Origin of the sequence: Coprococcus sp. RTP21204st1_G4_RTP21204_210225 (genome assembly GCF_040915385.1) — a bacterium.
Lineage (GTDB): Bacteria > Bacillota > Clostridia > Lachnospirales > Lachnospiraceae > Allocoprococcus > Allocoprococcus comes.
Genome location: NZ_JBCPDP010000005.1, coordinates 150,686 through 168,374, shown reverse-complemented (window position 1 = coordinate 168,374; position 17,689 = coordinate 150,686). Strand labels below are relative to the sequence as shown.

Annotated in this window: 18 protein-coding genes; 16 read left to right on the top strand and 2 right to left on the bottom strand. The window is 47.9% G+C overall.

Annotation, left to right across the window (positions count from 1 at the left end):
- The first annotated feature begins 87 nt into the window (after window positions 1–87).
- From AB5213_RS06610 to AB5213_RS06540, 15 genes are all read left to right on the top strand, one after another.
- Window positions 88–1,875 carry a hypothetical protein gene (locus AB5213_RS06610; protein ID WP_368276524.1) on the top strand — a complete coding sequence of 596 codons (1,788 nt, stop codon included), beginning with the start codon at window positions 88–90 and terminating at the stop codon, window positions 1,873–1,875.
- A 118-nt stretch (window positions 1,876–1,993) separates the two neighbouring features.
- Window positions 1,994–3,286, top strand: coding sequence for a DEAD/DEAH box helicase (locus tag AB5213_RS06605; RefSeq protein ID WP_368276523.1), 1,293 nt, complete (start codon window positions 1,994–1,996; stop codon window positions 3,284–3,286).
- 3 nt (window positions 3,287–3,289) lie between these two features.
- Window positions 3,290–4,654 carry a hypothetical protein gene (locus AB5213_RS06600; protein WP_368276522.1) on the top strand — a complete coding sequence of 455 codons (1,365 nt, stop codon included), beginning with the start codon at window positions 3,290–3,292 and terminating at the stop codon, window positions 4,652–4,654.
- A gap of 2 nt (window positions 4,655–4,656) precedes the next feature.
- Window positions 4,657–6,123 (top strand): hypothetical protein, encoded by a 1,467-nt coding sequence (locus AB5213_RS06595; protein ID WP_368276521.1) that lies wholly within the window; start codon window positions 4,657–4,659, stop codon window positions 6,121–6,123.
- A 207-nt stretch (window positions 6,124–6,330) separates the two neighbouring features.
- Entirely contained in the window at window positions 6,331–7,179 is an 849-nt protein-coding gene (locus tag AB5213_RS06590) for a Fic family protein (protein ID WP_368276520.1), read from the top strand.
- A gap of 223 nt (window positions 7,180–7,402) precedes the next feature.
- Window positions 7,403–7,846, top strand: a complete 444-nt coding sequence (locus AB5213_RS06585; protein WP_008370749.1) for a single-stranded DNA-binding protein — start codon at window positions 7,403–7,405, stop codon at window positions 7,844–7,846.
- 259 nt (window positions 7,847–8,105) lie between these two features.
- Complete coding sequence (locus AB5213_RS06580; RefSeq protein WP_368276519.1) at window positions 8,106–8,390, top strand: hypothetical protein; 285 nt, start codon at window positions 8,106–8,108, stop codon at window positions 8,388–8,390.
- Window positions 8,368–9,141, top strand: coding sequence for a ParA family protein (locus AB5213_RS06575; protein WP_158571914.1), 774 nt, complete (start codon window positions 8,368–8,370; stop codon window positions 9,139–9,141). The genes AB5213_RS06580 and AB5213_RS06575 overlap by 23 nt, the downstream gene beginning before the upstream one ends.
- A 1-nt stretch (window position 9,142) precedes the next feature.
- On the top strand, window positions 9,143–9,520 hold the full coding sequence (locus AB5213_RS06570) for a zinc ribbon domain-containing protein (RefSeq protein WP_044998682.1): 378 nt from the start codon (window positions 9,143–9,145) through the stop codon (window positions 9,518–9,520).
- Window positions 9,521–9,606: 86 nt separating this feature from the next.
- Window positions 9,607–10,221: a hypothetical protein gene (locus AB5213_RS06565; RefSeq protein ID WP_368276518.1), complete on the top strand. Its 615-nt coding sequence runs from the start codon at window positions 9,607–9,609 to the stop codon at window positions 10,219–10,221.
- Window positions 10,222–10,266: 45 nt separating this feature from the next.
- Window positions 10,267–10,701, top strand: a complete 435-nt coding sequence (locus tag AB5213_RS06560; protein ID WP_195501578.1) for a hypothetical protein — start codon at window positions 10,267–10,269, stop codon at window positions 10,699–10,701.
- 25 nt (window positions 10,702–10,726) lie between these two features.
- Window positions 10,727–11,038, top strand: a complete 312-nt coding sequence (gene mihF / locus AB5213_RS06555) for an integration host factor, actinobacterial type (RefSeq protein ID WP_227119993.1) — start codon at window positions 10,727–10,729, stop codon at window positions 11,036–11,038.
- Between the two features lie 1,105 nt (window positions 11,039–12,143).
- The gene (locus AB5213_RS06550; protein ID WP_227119992.1) at window positions 12,144–12,797 is read left to right on the top strand and encodes a hypothetical protein; all 654 of its coding nucleotides are present in this window, start codon (window positions 12,144–12,146) and stop codon (window positions 12,795–12,797) included.
- A gap of 130 nt (window positions 12,798–12,927) precedes the next feature.
- Complete coding sequence (locus AB5213_RS06545) at window positions 12,928–14,124, top strand: relaxase/mobilization nuclease domain-containing protein (RefSeq protein WP_227119991.1); 1,197 nt, start codon at window positions 12,928–12,930, stop codon at window positions 14,122–14,124.
- A gap of 35 nt (window positions 14,125–14,159) precedes the next feature.
- The gene (locus AB5213_RS06540; RefSeq protein ID WP_302748652.1) at window positions 14,160–14,936 is read left to right on the top strand and encodes a hypothetical protein; all 777 of its coding nucleotides are present in this window, start codon (window positions 14,160–14,162) and stop codon (window positions 14,934–14,936) included.
- Between the two features lie 112 nt (window positions 14,937–15,048).
- On the opposite strand, the gene AB5213_RS06535 is transcribed toward AB5213_RS06540, so the two are convergent.
- Both AB5213_RS06535 and AB5213_RS06530 read right to left on the bottom strand, forming a co-directional pair.
- Window positions 15,049–15,495 (bottom strand): hypothetical protein, encoded by a 447-nt coding sequence (locus AB5213_RS06535; protein WP_368276517.1) that lies wholly within the window; start codon window positions 15,493–15,495, stop codon window positions 15,049–15,051.
- A gap of 46 nt (window positions 15,496–15,541) precedes the next feature.
- A complete protein-coding gene (locus tag AB5213_RS06530) occupies window positions 15,542–15,943 on the bottom strand; it encodes a hypothetical protein (RefSeq protein ID WP_118199927.1) in 402 nt (133 codons plus the stop codon).
- A 171-nt stretch (window positions 15,944–16,114) separates the two neighbouring features.
- Between AB5213_RS06530 and AB5213_RS06525 the strand changes: the two genes are divergently transcribed.
- Window positions 16,115–17,485 carry a HipA domain-containing protein gene (locus tag AB5213_RS06525; RefSeq protein WP_368276516.1) on the top strand — a complete coding sequence of 457 codons (1,371 nt, stop codon included), beginning with the start codon at window positions 16,115–16,117 and terminating at the stop codon, window positions 17,483–17,485.
- The last annotated feature ends 204 nt before the right edge of the window (window positions 17,486–17,689 follow it).

The window sequence follows — 17,689 nt, the reverse complement described above, 5'->3', positions numbered from 1 at the left end:
CAACCGCCGCTCGCCCTCTGTCCCGGCAAGGCGGAGGTTTCGTGTGGAACGGAAAAGAAAGCACCAGCCGTGCTGGAGACGGCCGGATTGGATTCAGCCGTTCTCGATGCAGGTATAGCCGCCCAACAGCTACAACTGGTAAATGCGATCGTAGACGAGGATAGACAATACGCGACACGCTTGACGATTACCAGAACCGATAATGAAAATGCCAGTGAGTCGGTGATCTCGACTGTCATCTCCTGGCTAATGAAAAAAAAGGTTCTATCGAAAGAGCACTGCGATTCTTTCCGAGATGGCGCTTATTCGACACCTGATGGTTGGAAAGGAACAACTGAACTTGAACAGGGAAAGACCGCCCTTGCATCAAAGCGGAACAGTGGCGTCCCGGGCTGTGTCGTGTGGGCGATGGAGCTTGATGAACAGGATCACAGGCTGATCTATGGCCGTTGGCATACGAGGATCGGTATTATCGGAAATGCTGATTCCTGTATCGTCAACATCCAATTGAGCCGCTATATCGTCAGGGGGTTCATTGGGGAGGCTGCGCCGCCGATACCATCTACGCCGCGGATCGTGAAGATGCTTTTTAGCGATGAGGCGAACGTCGTTCGCGTTGGCTCGACTTTTTTGAACGATAAGCCGATATACCTGACTTCCGAGACATTGACGAGCAAGTTCATACCGGATCTGACCGATCCGGATCGAACTCTTTCCTTGATCTTAATCACCACCGACGAAGAATCGAAACTGCCGGTCAGGAACTTGAAAAATCTGACCAAGCAGCTTTTCGGGATGGCAGATATATATGTCCTTGACTGGCACGACCGTGCTCTTATGGACACTTATCGAGAGGTCTTTCTGAAGAACACGCCGGCTTATGATTACGGCATGGAATGCTCAAGCCTGAAGATTTACTGTAAGCCGGTCGATCTCACGGTTCCAACTGACAATGAAATGGGGATGGCTTATGCCAAGTATCTGATCGATCGATATACGCGCCACGGTGAAAACCGATTCATAAATGTCCTTCGTCAGGGGATCTGCCGTGCGAGCGACAGGGTGGCTGGGGATATCCTGAGTATCGCCGATGTCCGATGGTTAGATGGAATCGATGAGGCCAAACGCCTCAGTTCACGGATTAAGAAACTGAAGCAGCGGGTGAAAGGCGATTCCGGTGGAAACGAAACGGTTGATTCGCTTCGCGATGAGATAAGCGGTCTTCAAAAGGACATCGCGGACTGGGAGGAAATTGCGAGCGAGTTGGAGACTTCGAACTCGGAAGCGGCTGCAAAAATCGACATGCTCACGCGCGATGCGATGCGACTTGAAAACGAGAAAAGGGCCGTCGAGCGTAAGCTCGAGATGGCAGAACTCGAGCAGCTAAACGCCAATGCGTTAAACGGCATCCGCAAGGCGCTTACGGTAGTGCCTGAAAACCTTACACAGCTGCTTGATTTGGCGAAGGTGCTCTATCCGGACAGAATCGTGATTCTTCCCGATGCCTACAGGAGTGCCAAGAAATTTGACGGCATTTTGACGGAAGAATGGGAAATCTTGGTTGCCGTCGCGACGACGCTCTGGGATCTATGCTTTAAGGAGACGGTGAACGATCGGCTGGGTTCTGAGTTCAAGAAACGAACCGGATATGAGCTGGCTCGCGGAGAGTCTGGAACGACTTGCGCGATGTCCAACTTGATGAAGCTCCGCAAGCGGATGTACAACGGCAAGGAGATCGATATCTCGCCGCATATCAAGGGAAGGAACATCAAGGCCGCCTTCCGGCTCCACTTCTATATCGACAGGGATGAGGAGAAGATCGTGATCGGACACGCGGGGGAGCACATGGATACCGCAGGGACTCCACGTCGATAAATCCCCTTTCACAAGAAGGTACAATCTGTTAATTGTCCAGATTGTACCTTCTTTTATGTTTCTGCATAGCATTATGGTATCCTAGTACCATGGTTACATGAGTACAAAGGGGATTGAGATGCCGAGCGGACTGGAACTGTATCCACATAATGAAAAGGCGTATCGCAAACTTCTGGATATGTTGTCTGGGACCAGGCGTGCCTGCATCATTCATCCTACCGGGACAGGCAAGGCGTTTATAGCGTACCGTTATGCCTTCGATCATCCGAATGAGCGAATTCTCTGGATGTCGCCCTCGACCTATATCGAGCAGGAGCAGGAAGCTTCCATCAGGCGCGAGCTGCCGAATCAAGAATTCAAGAACATCGAGCGCATGACGTATCAGACCGCCATGCATCGAGCGCAAAAGGGAAATCTTGATATTCATGCAGATACGGTTATTTTCGATGAGTTCCATCATACGGGGGCACCGCAGTGGTCTCGTGGTGTTGAAGGAGTTATCGAATGCAATCCCGACGCCAATCTGATCGGATTGAGCGCGACTTCGATTCGATACAGCGATAGCGGCCGAGATATGTCCGATGAACTTTTTGATGGGCATATCGCCTCATATATGTCGTTGACGGATTGCTGGATTTTAGGCATCCTGCCTGTCCCGACATATGTGACTGCCGGGTACAGCATCAACGGCTACATTGAAGATCTCGGCGAGCGCATCGCAAAGGAAGAGAGTGCGGGTAGGCGGGCGGAGTTGCTGGCTGATTTTAACGAGTTGAGAGATTGCGCGGGCAGGGCAGCGAACCTTCCGGCCGTTTTTCAAAAGTACTTTGAGGGAATAGAGAAAGTGATTGTTTTTTGCCCGAATGTCTTCGAGCTGAATGAAATCGAGAAGATGTGCCCGCGGTGGTTTTCCCGAGTAAACGGTAACGTTCATACCTATGTTGTCCATAGCTCGAATCCCTTCGGAACGAGTGAATACGATGGGTTCAAAGAGGACGATGATGAGACCGCAATCAAGCTTTTGCTTTGCGTCAACCAGCTTAACGAGGGGGTTCACATCAAGGGCGTGGATGCCGTCATTATGGTACGTCGTACCTCGTCGCCGACGATTTTCTATCAGCAGCTTGGGCGTGCATTGACCGCCGCAGGCAACTTCGAACCGTTGGTTATTGATCTGGTCGATAATTTCGAGATGATCGGAATTGAGCAGATTGTAAGCATGATGTCGGAAAGCTACGCCCGACTATCTGGAGAAAATGATCCGGAAGAACTCATTCCGCCTTCCGCTTTCAAGGTCATCGATCATGAGAAGGACGCAAGGAATCTGGCTAAAAACCTTGAACGGCGATTGGCGCTAAGATCTGAGAAACTGACAATCGATGAAAAGATAGCGCTGTGGAAGGGGCTTTAACAGATGACTGACGGGAGAAAGGACCAGCTCAAACGGAAAAAGACTCTGGAGTACGAGCTTCGCCGTCTTTATCGCGCGGGCGAGCTGACCGACCAGCAGATTGCCGAGTTGAAGGAAGCCGAGTTTCCATTCGATGCCCCTGTTCGCAGAACGGCAAAATCGGTTGTCCGGATTGACGATGGTAAGAGATGGCCGAGCTGCAGTGCAGCGGAAAAAGAGCTTGGGATCACCCAGGGCTGGATGTCGGATGTGTGCAATATGGCGCTGCGGGGCAAATGGGTCGCAATCAAAAATCAGTTCTATTGTTTTGAGTCGATGTATTCGCCGGATATGGATCTGACAGAGATTCGAGGACTCGCCGGGTGGATCGTCAATTTGGAAACGGGGGAGATGTTCCCGACTACGACCGAGGCGGCGAAGGCTGCCGGCACAAGCAGATCGGTAGTCCTAGACCATGTGAAAAACAAGGTCAAGCCTCAGAATAAGAGGTTTTCGTATGTGAGGGATTGGGACGGGAAAGTAGGAAGACTTGTAGATTTGAATGTGCAGATGATTTGTCTTGAGACGGACACCATCTATCACAGCTATGACGAAATCTGTGCCGCAATATGGTCCGATGGATACGGGGAAACGCGAAAAGAGATCGTTCAGAAGGTCGGAGATGCCATACGGCATGGATGCCCTGCCTTTGATATGCATTGGGCAAATCGTGAGAACTTTGAAGAGAGAAAAGAAGCCTACATGGAGGAGAAAAGGCTGTGCGCTCGTCCGGTTATCGAGTTGACAACGATGCGCGAGTACGCAGATGTGCACGACGCGCTGAAATTCGGCTCACGTTACGTCGACTGGAAGAAGATCGTTGCAATCTGTGATGCGAAGGGCGAGCCGACCAGCGAGGCGACACGCTGGAGGGGTGAACGGTGGTTTTGGAAAGACGATTGGAATAAAAATATCAAACTGAAGTCCGGCGAGCGCATTAAGGACATGCAGCCGGTGATCTGCTATGAGCGGGGAAGGTGCGATTATTCGGTTCTTGAGCTAACGAGGTGGTACGGGTTCGACCATAAGTCTTTACTGAATTCAGGCAAGAAGGGAATCGTTTTTGACGGTCTGACTTGGAGGCTTTTGCGATACGACGTGGATTTCGAGAAAAGGCTGAAGGAAACGCCTTTAATCTGTCGAGAGACCGGGAAGACGTTCGATACATTATCCGATTTGCTGGATTTGCTGGAGAGAGAGCATGAATGTTGCGCATATGATCGTCCATGTCACATGTACGATCTTCAGCGGGCGATCGAGGGCGGTCGGGAGTACAAGGGTTTTCACTTTGAATACATGGTTCCACCTTCCGTTTCAGGAGAACGTTAATTGTGTTTAGTCTCAACATTAAGCCTCAATATATACCTGCTCGATATTTCTCTTTCTGTGTCCTATTGACGGTCTTGCTGGTGACTTTGAGCATTCGCTCCCTACAAGGAGAGTTGTTCATAACCGATGCGCAGTATATGGTTGCCGCCGGCCGTTGGATTATAGCCAACGGTCATCTGCCGACAACCGATCCGTTATCGATCCATTCGGAATTGACCTATATCTGCCAGCAATATCCTATCTGCATATTAGTTGCAGTTCTCTACGACACTTTTGGAGAGATGTCGGTTCGGCTGTTTTTTGCGCTGTTGGACATGGTGGCGGTTCTCTTCATTTGGTACCAAACTTTTCCAAAAGCTGGAAACCGCATTCTTCACTGTGCTGTTTCATGCGTATTCGGAGCGGTAATCGTTTATAGCCTTCGGTCGACACCGCGTGCGCTCGATATCCTGTGCCTGGCTGTTTCCTGGGAGTTGATGGAGAAATACATTAAAAGCCGCGATATTAGATTTCTGTTTGGTTTTCCATTCCTAGGGATTTGTATAGCCAATCTGCACGGTGCGCTTTGGCCCTGTGCGATCATGTTGCCGCTTGCCGCTTTATTAGATAGTAAGCTGGATCCGAATGCGCGGGCCGCATTGGCTGTGACGATCTTACTTACGATCGCTTCCGCAATGCTGAATCCATACGGATTAGACGTGCTGTCGCTTCCGTTTAAGACAATAGGCACGTCAGATATCGCCACGGTTGCCGTGCCGGAACTGAAACCGATGTTCTCCATCGTTCCGGTTGAAGCAGTGATACTCATTGTCATCTCGGTCGTGCCGGTGATCTTCCATGCCAAGTGCTTGGGATTTAAAAAAACGGTATTTTCGTTCGAAACGATGATGATCTCAGGACTGCTCTTTCTATCCCTGATGACATGGCGAAACGAACTTTTGCTGCTTGGCATATTGATGATCGTCTACAGCACGTGGTGCTGGAAGCTTGAGCCAAAGTGCAAGGTGAGCTCGAAGATGTTAAGCAGGATAGTCTTATTTTCAATCTCTGTGGTTGCACTTGAGTTTGGAGCGGTTCTGTTTTATAGCACGCTGTCTGCGACCGATCAAAAGTCCATCTCGATTGAAAGAGCGTTTCAGGCAATGAGAGAGGATGGCGCCGTATCGGGAACGGCAGTCTTGACGGACATTGACCCCGGATGCCGAGCGGAGCTAAACGGGTTCAAGCCGTATCTTGATACCAGAATTGAGGTGTTCAATGGGCAGAACGGGCAGAAGAATGTACTTGCCGAGGCAGGAAAGGCGCTTTCTTCTGGAAGCCTATCGGCCATTTGCGATGACTATGGAATGGATTACGCTGTACTGAATTACGGCATCAATGATGTCGGTATTCAAGATTTGGAGGAATCGGGATTCAAGCCGGTCTATAGCGACAATCTGACTGTCTGTTTGAAAAGAAGCACTGTCTAGGAAATCTATCAGCGACCACGGGGAGCGGATCAATAGGTGCCGTAGGGCACCGCATGAAAAGCGCATCGCCATACGTCCTGCAAGTCGACTCGCAGGACGACTTGATAGCGCTTCGTAGATTACATGATGCAATATGTTAGTATTATGGTATAATATAAAAAGGGAGAATTCCCTAAATATCGAATTGAAAAGAAGAGGCAGGACTTTATGAGTTCAGATAGACAATACGAGCGCACTATGGAATTGTGGCGCAGTTACAGTATCGCTACGTCGCTTGAGTTGGCAGCGCACCTGGAAAATTTTGCAATATTATTCTCTTACAACTCAGGGAAAATCGAGAATAGAGAAATCACTTACCATGATACGCACGAGATTTTTAAGAATGGCCGTGTATGCGGTTACACAGGAGACCTGCGGACGCTTTACGAGATTAAAAATCTGAAAGACGCAAGTGAGCTGATGTACCGATGGTTCGACGAGCGTAAACCTATCACGCTCGATTCCATTCGGGAGATGCAGTTTGAACTGACAAAAGGCACTTACGACGAGCGGCGTTGGGAACTTGGGGAAAGACCGGGGAAATTCAAGAAAAACGATTTATGGGGAGTCGGCATGCACGATGTTGCCGCTCCTGTAGATGAGATCGAGAACGACCTTCAACAGGATCTTGATGAGGTTTCCGAGTTTGGAGATAAAAATCCGCTGGTGGCAGCTGCATTTTGGCACGCGAGGTTTGAGGGCGTTCATGCTTTTGCAGATGGGAACGGCAGGACTGGCAGGGCGATGATGAATTACTATCTGCTGTTGCACAACCATCCGCCGATCGTAATCTTTGATGAAGACCGGAAAGATTATTATGCGGCGCTGGACGGTTTCGACATGACGGGCGATCTGAAACCGCTGATCGGTTTTTTGCGTCGGGAGACATGTAAGACATGGGAGAGTGCAGTGCAGAGGGAAGATCGGTCCCATCAGATGTCGCTCGAGGAGAAGAGAGAGACTGTGAGCAGAAGAGTCAGTCTAAATGAGATAAATCATGACTTTGATGTTCGGTAGACGGAGAAGGTAGAGAGGAAAGGCAGATAGGCAGGTTCGTTCTCGGCGGAAAATGAAATAGCAGAATGACGACGCATTATGTCAACTGAAAATAGGTGGAAGGAGTATAAACAGCTCTTTCCACCTATTTTTCTTTAAAAAGTTCGTCATTCTCACGCATAGTACTGGGGTGTTGTGGTATCTTAGTATCAGTCAATAACCAAGAGGAGAAAGGACCTCGAACATGTCTATCAACCGCGTCAACATTTCCGGTCATCTTACGCGCGATCCGGAGCTTCGCATGACTCCGAAGGGGACGCAGGTTCTCTCTTTCGGTATTGCCGTCAACGATCGCCGACTCAATCGCGAGACCAACCAGTGGGAGGACTATCCGAACTTCGTCGAGTGCACCATGTTCGGCACGCGTGCCGAGGCCGTGGGCCGTATCGTTCGAAAGGGTATGAAGGTCAGCATTGACGGCAAGCTTCGCTTTAACCAGTGGGAGACGAAGGACGGTCAGAAGCGCTCTCGCCTTACCGTCGTCGTAGATACAATCGACTTCATGAGCCAGGGGAACCAGTCTCAGAATGCTTCCGCTAACAGGCCGGCGGCACAGACTCAGCAGACGCCTGTTGTTCCGGATGTTCCCGCAGTGATGGACGTCTACGATGAGGATATCCCGTTCTAATCCTTTGCATTGCGTGTAAATAACGCGTAATAGATAAAGGAGAGAGGGTGGCGAAAGGAAAAACTTGCAACCGACGCAAGAACAAAAAGGAAAGCGCCGCCACCCTCTCATCACATCGATTATACCAACTTCAAGTTAATTAGACAGGTTTATTGCTGAATGATTGGGCAATAGGATTGTTTTGTGAATACAAGTACTATGTTGTCATCATAGTATACGCATGTTGGTATTATCGTATTGTGGAAGGAGGGATCAACCTGTGAACCAGCTGAAAGAAGATCTGATTTGGATCGCTCTAGGTATTCCGGGAATGGTGTTGATTGGCCTTGTGCTACATAGTCTCGTTCATTTCGAAACGGGCGTTCTTGTTATCACCTCGATGATTCTCGGAACGCTTTTAATGGTATTTTGTGAAGCTTTGTGCAAGGCGGCACATGATGGCGATCTGCTTTCAGAGATGAAAAAGGATGCAACGAAATCAAATTTTGATCTTGATGGGAAAGGAAAGTTGGGAGAGGAAAATGAAGACGATTGCGATTTGTAATCACAAGGGAGGTGTCGGCAAGACCGCACTGTCCATGGCGATTGCAGAGGGGCTGCATCGTAAGGGCAAGCGCACGCTGCTCGTTGATCTTGATCAGCAGATGAACGCAACGCAACAGGCAAAAATTGACACGACGGATGAAGTGACGGTTTACGATCTTCTCACCTCGTTCGATTACACGGCGAAAGACGGAATCAAACATTTCGACGGTGGCGATATTATTCCCGGCGATGTCCTTGTTTCGAATGCCGAAAGCGATATGGCGAAACTGGATACGCGCCTTACGATGCTTGCCGATGCAATGGAGGGTATCGATGATGACTATGATTACGCAATCATTGATTGTCCGCCGTCACTTGGATTGGTGACGCGCAATGCGATGGTTGCCGCGGATGAGCTGATCGTTCCGGTAATCCCGAACCGTTCATCCCTAAAAGGATTTACCAATATCCAGAAATGCGTCAACTCGGTTCGCCGCAACAAACGTCTGAATCCGAATCTCCGCATTGCCGGTATTGTCGTTAACATGTTTGATGGCCGCACGAGTCTTTCGCGCGGTGTGGTTAATGAGCTTCCATCGATCGCACGTGCCGCTAACACAAAGATGTTCCACACGATTATTCGAAAGTGCGAGGCTGTAAATAAAGCGCAGTCTGCTAACGTTTCGATTTTCGATTACGATCCGAACTGCAACGCGGTTGCGGACTTTACTGACTTTGTAAATGAGTATCTTGAAGGAGAGGATTACTAGAATGGCTAAGAGCAAGAAAACTTCCGACGCATTCGACATGGCTGATGATATCCGCAAGGAGGTTGCCGCCGAGTCTGTTGCCGATGCGTGCAGCACCTCTGTGCCGGCGATCTACTCTCTCGCAAAGGGAGATAACCCTCGTCGTGCGAAATACGACAAGAATGCAGACGTGATCGGCTACAACCTTCGCCTGCCTGCGAATATTCATCGTCTCTTGAAGCGTCACTGCATGGAGACGAACGAAAGTATGAATAACGTTGTGCTGGTTGCTCTTTATAGGGACATGAAGAATTGGGAGGATCTTGCTCCTTGCCCGCATTGCGGCGCTATTCTTCCTGTCGGTGCGCAGTTCTGCCCGGATTGCGGCAAGGAGATTTAGAAGTCGGGTAGGAAGAAGATGTCCTGACGATTCTGTTGAAAAAAGAGGGGAGTGGATGAAGGGTGCAAAAGCTAAGCGCCTACAATTTGGCACAAAATAATAACTGTGGATTGATTACTTGTTCCATTTGCGGTAGGTCGTATCGGATAACGGAATTCGGAACCGATGCGGATTGTCAGAGTAATAGTCCATCTGCATCGAATCCGAATTTCTGCCCGTATTGCGCATCGCCGTTTGAACGTCCTTTGACGCGAGCTAGAAATCAAGAGATTGAGGACTACATTCTGGATACGATTCGCATCGGAATGAAGTCTGATACAGTGCTTGATCCAGAAACTGTTATCGATTTCCTTTGCAACATAAGCGATGGCGGGTTCGAGCTTTATGATCCAAAGTTTGAAATTTATTTCAACAGCGGAATAACTTATGGTGCGGACAATCTTGAATTGCTTCATGTCACAAAACATGAAATCGATCTGACCGTGCAGCGCGGAGGCGTTATCTTTCAAGATGTTTTGAAAGACTGGTCGATTGAACCGGACGCAACGATCCATGTCTGGCGTTTTCCTGAATCAGAAAGTGATGTAATGACTTCCGAATTCAGTCTATTTATGTTGGGGCTTCTTGCAAAAATTAAAGCAGGAACTATTTGGAAGAGTTCTTTATTTATTTTGAGCTGTCTCAGCGATCATCAGGTTTAATTTTCGCAAGCGCTTGCGAAATCCAATAACAGAAAGGATGAACTAATGGAGGAAAACGAAAAGAGGCGCAATGTCGAGCTTGCGTATCTTTCGCTTATGCTTTCAGGAAAGAAGGTCAGCGAGTGCGAGCTTGCATCCGAGGTTTTAAAGATTTCTCGCGCCAAAGGCGAGAAATCCCTTGCGATGCTCGTGCAGTCTTCTATTAAGATTACCGTCAAAGTGCTTAGCGTCGTACTTGAAGAGTCTTCAAAGCGCTATGTCATCACGTTCCGTCAACTTGGCGAAGATTCGGATGAGACGATTCGAAGCGAGCGTACTGACGGTCGACGTGGTAAGGATGTTATGCAGCTCTGGGGACGTGATCTGAAGAATCATATTTGCATTCTCTTCAAGCACAACGAGGAATCAAAGGATCCGAGCAAGAGCGGCGGATTTCGAGTTGCGCCGTATGTAATCGATCTTGGTTTGCAAAAGAATTAAAAACAGTTTGAAAGAAGGAGATATCATGGCACTTCCGAATGTCACACCTGAGCAGCGTGCAAAGGCGCTTGAGAAGGCAGCGCAGGTACGCAAAGCGCGTAAAGAGCTTAAGGAGAACATTAAGTCCGGCAAAACTGATCCGGCTTCTATTCTTAAGACTCGTAAGGACGATCCGCTCGTCAGTAAAATGAAGGTTAAGGAATTCCTTCAGGCCATTCCCGGCATTGGTGGCGCGAAGGCGGATAAGATTATGCACGACGTGGACATCCCAGGCAATCGTCGTCTTGGCGGACTTGGTATTCGTCAGGCGGAAGCTTTGCTTGAATATCTTAGTTAGGGTATGCCGTTAGATTTAAAATTGATGCCTGGGTCCAAGTGCATCGGACATCAAAACTGTTTAGGGCTTCTCGAATGAGGAGCCCTTTTTAATCGAGATTTTCCAATATGACGATCAAAACGATTTCTTGGTAATAGCTGATTTCACTTTATGTTTTAGTTGCTTACTATCTAAGAAATACCTTTATCAATAGTGCCGTAAAGTATGGCGAGTCTTGAAAAGGGATTCAGTAGAAGATCGCGAATCCGAATTCGTTTTTTGATTTGCTTGCTTTGATGACAAAAACGGAGCGGCCGGTTTTCGACAAATTCAACAGCGCTACGAATTACTCCCTTCGGATTCTCCGCGCCATTGAAATTATCGAAAACCGGAAACTGTGTTGAAAAGTTTCCAAAACATACTTAAAGACATCTTGCAATTCAAAATGTGATGAATTCAATATCATAGCGCCCAACGGGCGCGATAAATCGACGCCGCAGGCGGCGTGTGAAAATCTATTCGTTGATCGTATCGCTACTCAAATCGCGCCACCTTTCGACAGTCCAACAACGCTACGAGTCTCACTAAAGACTCTTCGCGTCATTGAAATGTCGAAAGCTGTCTATCTCAGCAGAAGCCATCACGAAAAGATCCGGCGGTGCCGGATGCTCCGGCCAAAACCTTCCGCGATCGGTGAGGCCTCTCACCGATTCGCTCCAGGCCTTGCCCGGAGCCCGCTGCGCGGTACTTCAAATACTCGGCATCCCTCGCGTTAAAAGTTCGCTTTCGCTCACGGTCTTCACGCAGTTACGACGCCGCGAGGCCTCTCGCTTGGAATGAGGCCTCTCATTCCACGTCTACACTGCGTTTCGCCCAATCACCGTTCCGGAGATTGCAAGATGTACGTAGATGATAATAACTACGGGCATAGCCCGTGTTATTATCATCTACGAATCTTGCTTTTCTCCTGTCACGGAGAAAAGGCGAAAGTACGAACTGCAGCACGCTTTTTGCGCGTTGGTTTCGCACTTTCTAAAAAAGACAAAACCCGGCATCATAAAACTGACGCTGGTTCAGTAAAGATTGCTTAATTTATATCGGAGGCCTCTCCGATAGAAAGGAATAAATGAAAAGAACTGAAAAGGTTGAAGCAACACTCACTCCAACTGAAAAGAAAATCTTTCGCGCTTTATGCGATGAAGCCGGTTGTACGGAAGCCGAGCTGATCCGATCCGTGTTGATTCATCGTGAAATCTCACTTGAAGATCTCGGTGACGATATGCAGGTTTCTGATAGAAAAAAGAAGGCTCTCCATCGACAGCAATCTGACTTTAGGAAAGCACAAAGCGCACGCGAAGTTGATGAATGTGGCGAGTTACTTGCTGAAAAAAGAAACTCTTATCTTCGTGTAATGCTCACTGCTCCAGAAAAAAAGGCAATTGAGCAACGTGCAGCGGCGCTCGGCATCTCTGTAAGCGAACTGGTTCGCCGCAGCGCAATTTACGGAAAGATCGAATCATTCAATTTCGATATCGCTGAAGTTGAAAAGCTTCATCACGAGTTATTGAAGGAAGGAACGAACCTCAATCAGCTTATGTACTTCGTGAACGCCCAAGGGCTTCCCGCGTACAATGAGAAAGCTGTTTTCCGAACGCTTGAAAAGGTTTACCAAAACGCCCGAAAGGTCGACCGGTTTATCGAGGAACTTGAAAAGCGTTATCACGTTGACTATGTTCCCCACGACTATCTGGCAGATGAACCAGACAACAGAAATCTTTAAGACGGAACGCAGCTAGATCAGTTTCGCAATTTTAAAAATGGCTTCTGAAAAAAGAAAGGAATGATTTTATATATCTGAGAACGTTCAGTTATAACTACTGCTTAAAATCGAAAGGAGATGGCAGAAGAGATTGACAGTCATTAAACAGAAAGCAGTCAGCTCGTCGCGGCACGCGAAAAACGTCCGTAAATACATCAACGGAAAAGATGCGCTTGCACGTGGCGGCTGGAACCTTCCATATAACAAATATTGGTACGCAAAAATGGCGCGGACGCGAAAATCTTTTGGTCATGATAAACCGGCACGAGCCGGCGCGAAGAACACGATTATGTATCATCAGGTTCTTGCGTTTCTGCCCGAGGAGTGCAGCTGCAACGGAGGCAAGATGACCCCCGATGCATGTATGGCCTACGCGGAGCAATGGCTTGCGAAGCACTATCCGCATCAACAAGTGATTCTAGCGTTGCATGAGGAAAGCGATAAGGAGGGAAAACGGTTCGCGGTCCATATGGCGATCAACCGCACGGATCTTCTAACGGGTAAACGTCTTTGGGAGGGAACGGGAGCGCAGGCGAAACATAAACGCGCTTCATGGGTTCGTGAAATGGACGAGGCCTGGAATCTTACTCAACTTGAAAAGGGTAAGAAAAATTCAAAGATTCGAGATCGACAGCCGCGCGATATCGAAAAGGAGATTGTCGATCGGGGAGAGTACAGTTATAAAAACAATCTGCGCGAGTTGATCCATCTTGCAATCAACGAAGGTCATCCGAAGAATATGGAGCAGTTCAAAAAATTACTTGCCTCATGGGGTGTAGATATTTTCATCAAGAACAATCGAGTCTATGCGACAGATCTCGATATCAAAGAGGCCGGTAATCCAAAATGTACCTTCAATTTGACTCGTCTTGACGGGCGCTTCGCGTTGAAATCACTGCAGACGGTTTTTGAAACAGGAACTACGGAAAGCGAGAAACCGATGACATACGAACAGCGTCGAGATGTTTATATCCAACGACTTAAGAAAGCTTACTCGGCGTGGGTTGAGCAGGCAAAGGCGAGCAAGGGTGTGTCCTATAACGCATTCCCTAAATTCGTTGCCCCGAAGTGTGACGAAGACCTGCTCGAAGATCCTGCTGTACGCGATGAGCTGCTTGCGCGTCGCGGTTACGCAAAAGAGATTCGCAACCGTTATGCCAGTGCCGTGCCCGACTATGGTGAGGACAATGTTCGAGCTGCCGGCCAGGCGGGAACGCACTCTGTTCAGCATCCGGTTATCGAAAGCGGTCGCACTCGCGAACAGAGCGATAGGAATGTCGAGCACTAAATAAAATGTTAAATTGGAACAGGAGGTAGATGCTTATGTCGAAACCAATTGGCGGTGCGAGGAAATCCATTAAGAATCAGGAAGGACAGGGCATGCTGGACATCGACGAGAATTCATCTGTTGAAGACGATATGTTTGAAAACGTGAAGACCGATGAGGATATGGATCACGAGATGGAAGAGGAGGAGGGTGGTTCGGCGTTCGAGGAAGAGATCGACCCCGACGAGAGCGATCAACAGGAGCAGGCAGTTATTCCAAAAAGTCAGACCCCGTTTCTAAGTGATAAAGACACTCCGGAATCTTACGGTGAGCTTATCGGATTCATGGAAAAGTTCATTGAAGATCAGAAAGCCGAGAACGATGCGTTCCGGAAGGAGGTTAAGGACTCACTGTCTTCTACTGCAACAGATTTCAAACAACGTACGGATTTGATTCTCGACGAGATGAAATCAATCCAAAGCGATATGAAGCGAGAGGCGAGCGCCACGCGTCGCGCTCAAAACAGTCTCAGTAAAATGGTCGCCAGTTTCGAGCAGGGTGACAAGTATGCTGAGACCGTGACGAAAGCTGTGACTGACGGCGCAACGCAAGCTGTTGAGGAAACCGTGCAGGCGGGGACGAAAGCGATCGATGAGGTCGCGAAGAAAAGCGCCAAGTCAATCGAAAAGCTTGAACAGGCTGCCAATGCGAGAGCGAAGCGTTTCATGCGTATCACAAAGCCGGAAGTGATGGTGAACATCGCGATCTGGATTGCAGTCGCCGTTGCTTCCGCGATTATTTTGTCCTTCTGCTATGAGTTCTTTACGAAATAGCAAAAGCGTTTATAATCGTTATTGCTTCGATATCGACCTGAACTTGTGAAGCAAACGAAAAAGGGGAGACGTGGATCTCCCCTTTTTCATGTCTATATATTGTCGGTTTAGATCAGCGATCCAGACTGCCGATGCTGTCTGCATTGAAAACTTCAGTCCTATTTCCATTCTCGTCGAGGACGAGATTGACGATCTGGGAAATATCCCCGCCAGTGATCTTATATTGGGTAAGTACGAGATTCATCGACTGAACTTCACTGTTGCCATTATCGACATAGACGATGAGCGTTCCCTTTTTTTGTTTCACTTTCGCAATCTTGCGATCCGGGATGGAGCTGCCGGAAAGCTGGAGATGAATGTAATCGTCGCATCGTTTCCAGCCGGATCCGGAAAGGGGAGTCGCCTTGCCCTCTGAGATTTCAAAGGCCAGGGGTTTGAGTTTATCGTCTTTCGCCGCGGTCCACTCGGGTTCTTTTTTCTTGCATCCGGTAAGTGCGGTATTAACGGCAACGCAGACGGCGAGACCGATGAATTGGCGTCGGTTGAAATTGGGATTCATTGCGTTTTCCTTTTAGATTCTGTCAGTCAGCGAGCAGGGGAGCGGATCAATAGGCGCCGTAGGGCACCGCATAGGAATCAACCTGTGTATCGTCCTGTTCAGACGAATCGCTATCCGACTCGGGTTCGTCTCGATCGTTCGTCTTCTTACGCGTCTTCTTATGCTTCTTGGCGAACTGTTTGTTGCGCTTCAAAGCATCATCCAGATCCGTTTCAGAAGTCGAGCAGGAGGTTACGATTTCGTCTGCATGCTCGGAAATATACATGGCAAAAAGATCAAGGTCGATACTGGTCCAGTTATCGAACGCATTGACAACCTCTTCACCGATAAGCTCTTTACAGGAGCGAAGACCTTCACGCTTTTTCTGGGCGATTTGCGCTTGCTGCCGTTTTTTCTGTTCCTTCAGGGCGGCGATTTGGCGATCGATGTCTTCGATACTCTTTGGCATGGTACTTTCCTTTCTTTTGGATATTACAGTTCACTGAGTTCATTTTAGCGGATTGGTCCTTACCATTGCTAAAACCAATGGTTTTACAACCGTTTTGGTAAATTATAAGCTGCATAGGACGATAGTATTATGCTATAATAGTAGATATTGAAAAGAAAAGGGAGGAGCAGCATGACGAGAGAGACTAAAAGCTATGAGCTGAAGATCTATGATCAGAGCCTCATGAGATTCGAAGCTGCCTATGACGCATTCGGTAGTTTGAAACTGGAGATTACGGATATCGATTCGGCAAATGCGCATTTGCTTCCATTGAATTTAATTGTAGATCAAGATGAAAAAAGCCTTGCGAGTTGGATGGAAGGTAGAACCATTCCGAAAAACAGGGCATTTGTAGAGCAGATTCTTAGTACGGCAGGATTGACAAGGAATGATATCCTTGGAATTCTTGATGTATCCAAAGGTCTTTCCATCAACGATTCGTATTGGCTTGATGATGGGAAATCAGATGTTACCTTTGATGAAATCAATTTATTCGACAATCGCTTTGATGAAGTATTGGGACTTGTAGCTTATACCGGGTACACGCCCTCACAAAAGCATAAAGCGGGCGTTTCAAGTGAGTGGACACTGGGAGGGCAATTTCCGAAAGCAGTTCGACGGATTAACGATAGGCTGCTGTTGTTCAAAACAGGTACAAGCGGTGCCAGAAATCTCGGCAAAGAACCTTATTCTGAATACTTTGCAGCACAAGTCGCAAAACGGATGGGAATAGATCACGTTTCCTACGATTTAGAGATGTGGAAAGGGAAACTTGCGTCTGTCTGCGGACTTATGAATGACAAAGAAATTTCTTTTGTTCCATTTTTCGTTGCTGCTGGTGATGCGAGTTTCCCGGCAGCGTTATCAATCTTAAATGAACTTGATCCAAAGATGGCATCGAAATACAGGACAATGGTTGTTTTTGATGCCTTGATCTGCAATCGGGATCGTCACGGCGGAAATTTTGGTATCTTACGGGAAAACAGAACAGGACGGCTGTTGGGATTAGCCCCGTTGTTTGACCACAATCTGTCCTTGTTTGCGCAAGATGATGAGACAGACTATGCGGATTTCCTTGATCGTTCAAATCGATATTACCTACCTGCAACAGCGAATATCGCCTTTGATGATATGGCTGGAATTGTTATGGGAACGGAGCAGCATGAGCTTTTGCACAGGATGATCGGCTTTGAGTTCCAGAATCATCCAACATATCCGCTTCCACAGGATCGGCTTGGAGCGCTGAACCACTATATTACAGAGAAAGTAAGGGAATTGCTACGGATTCCTATCGTGGATGAGCATGCGCTTTGCAAAGCGATGGAAGAGAAATTCAACGAGATCCAAGTAACAACCAAAATACCGATGCTTCTTGATTCCGTTAAGATGATTCACAAGAAAGGTCTTCCACTTAGCGAGAAGGCAGAAGCAGTAAAAAGAGGATCCAAAGTATTTGAAAATACGCTGAACAAGATTATTCCGGAAGAAGACCGTTGTAGGTAAGGTGATATGTATGCCGAAAGCATTACTTTGGTGCTGAACGCTTGGATTTTGGCGTTCCGAAAGCTATTCGAGGATATTGGTCTCGACAGGGTGATTCGCAAGCGCTTGCGAAAAGCCTTGGTATTCAAATATGACAGTTTGAATCAAAATGTTCTATAAAGGGGTTGCTGGAAATATTCCAGCAACCCCTTTTCTATGAGAACC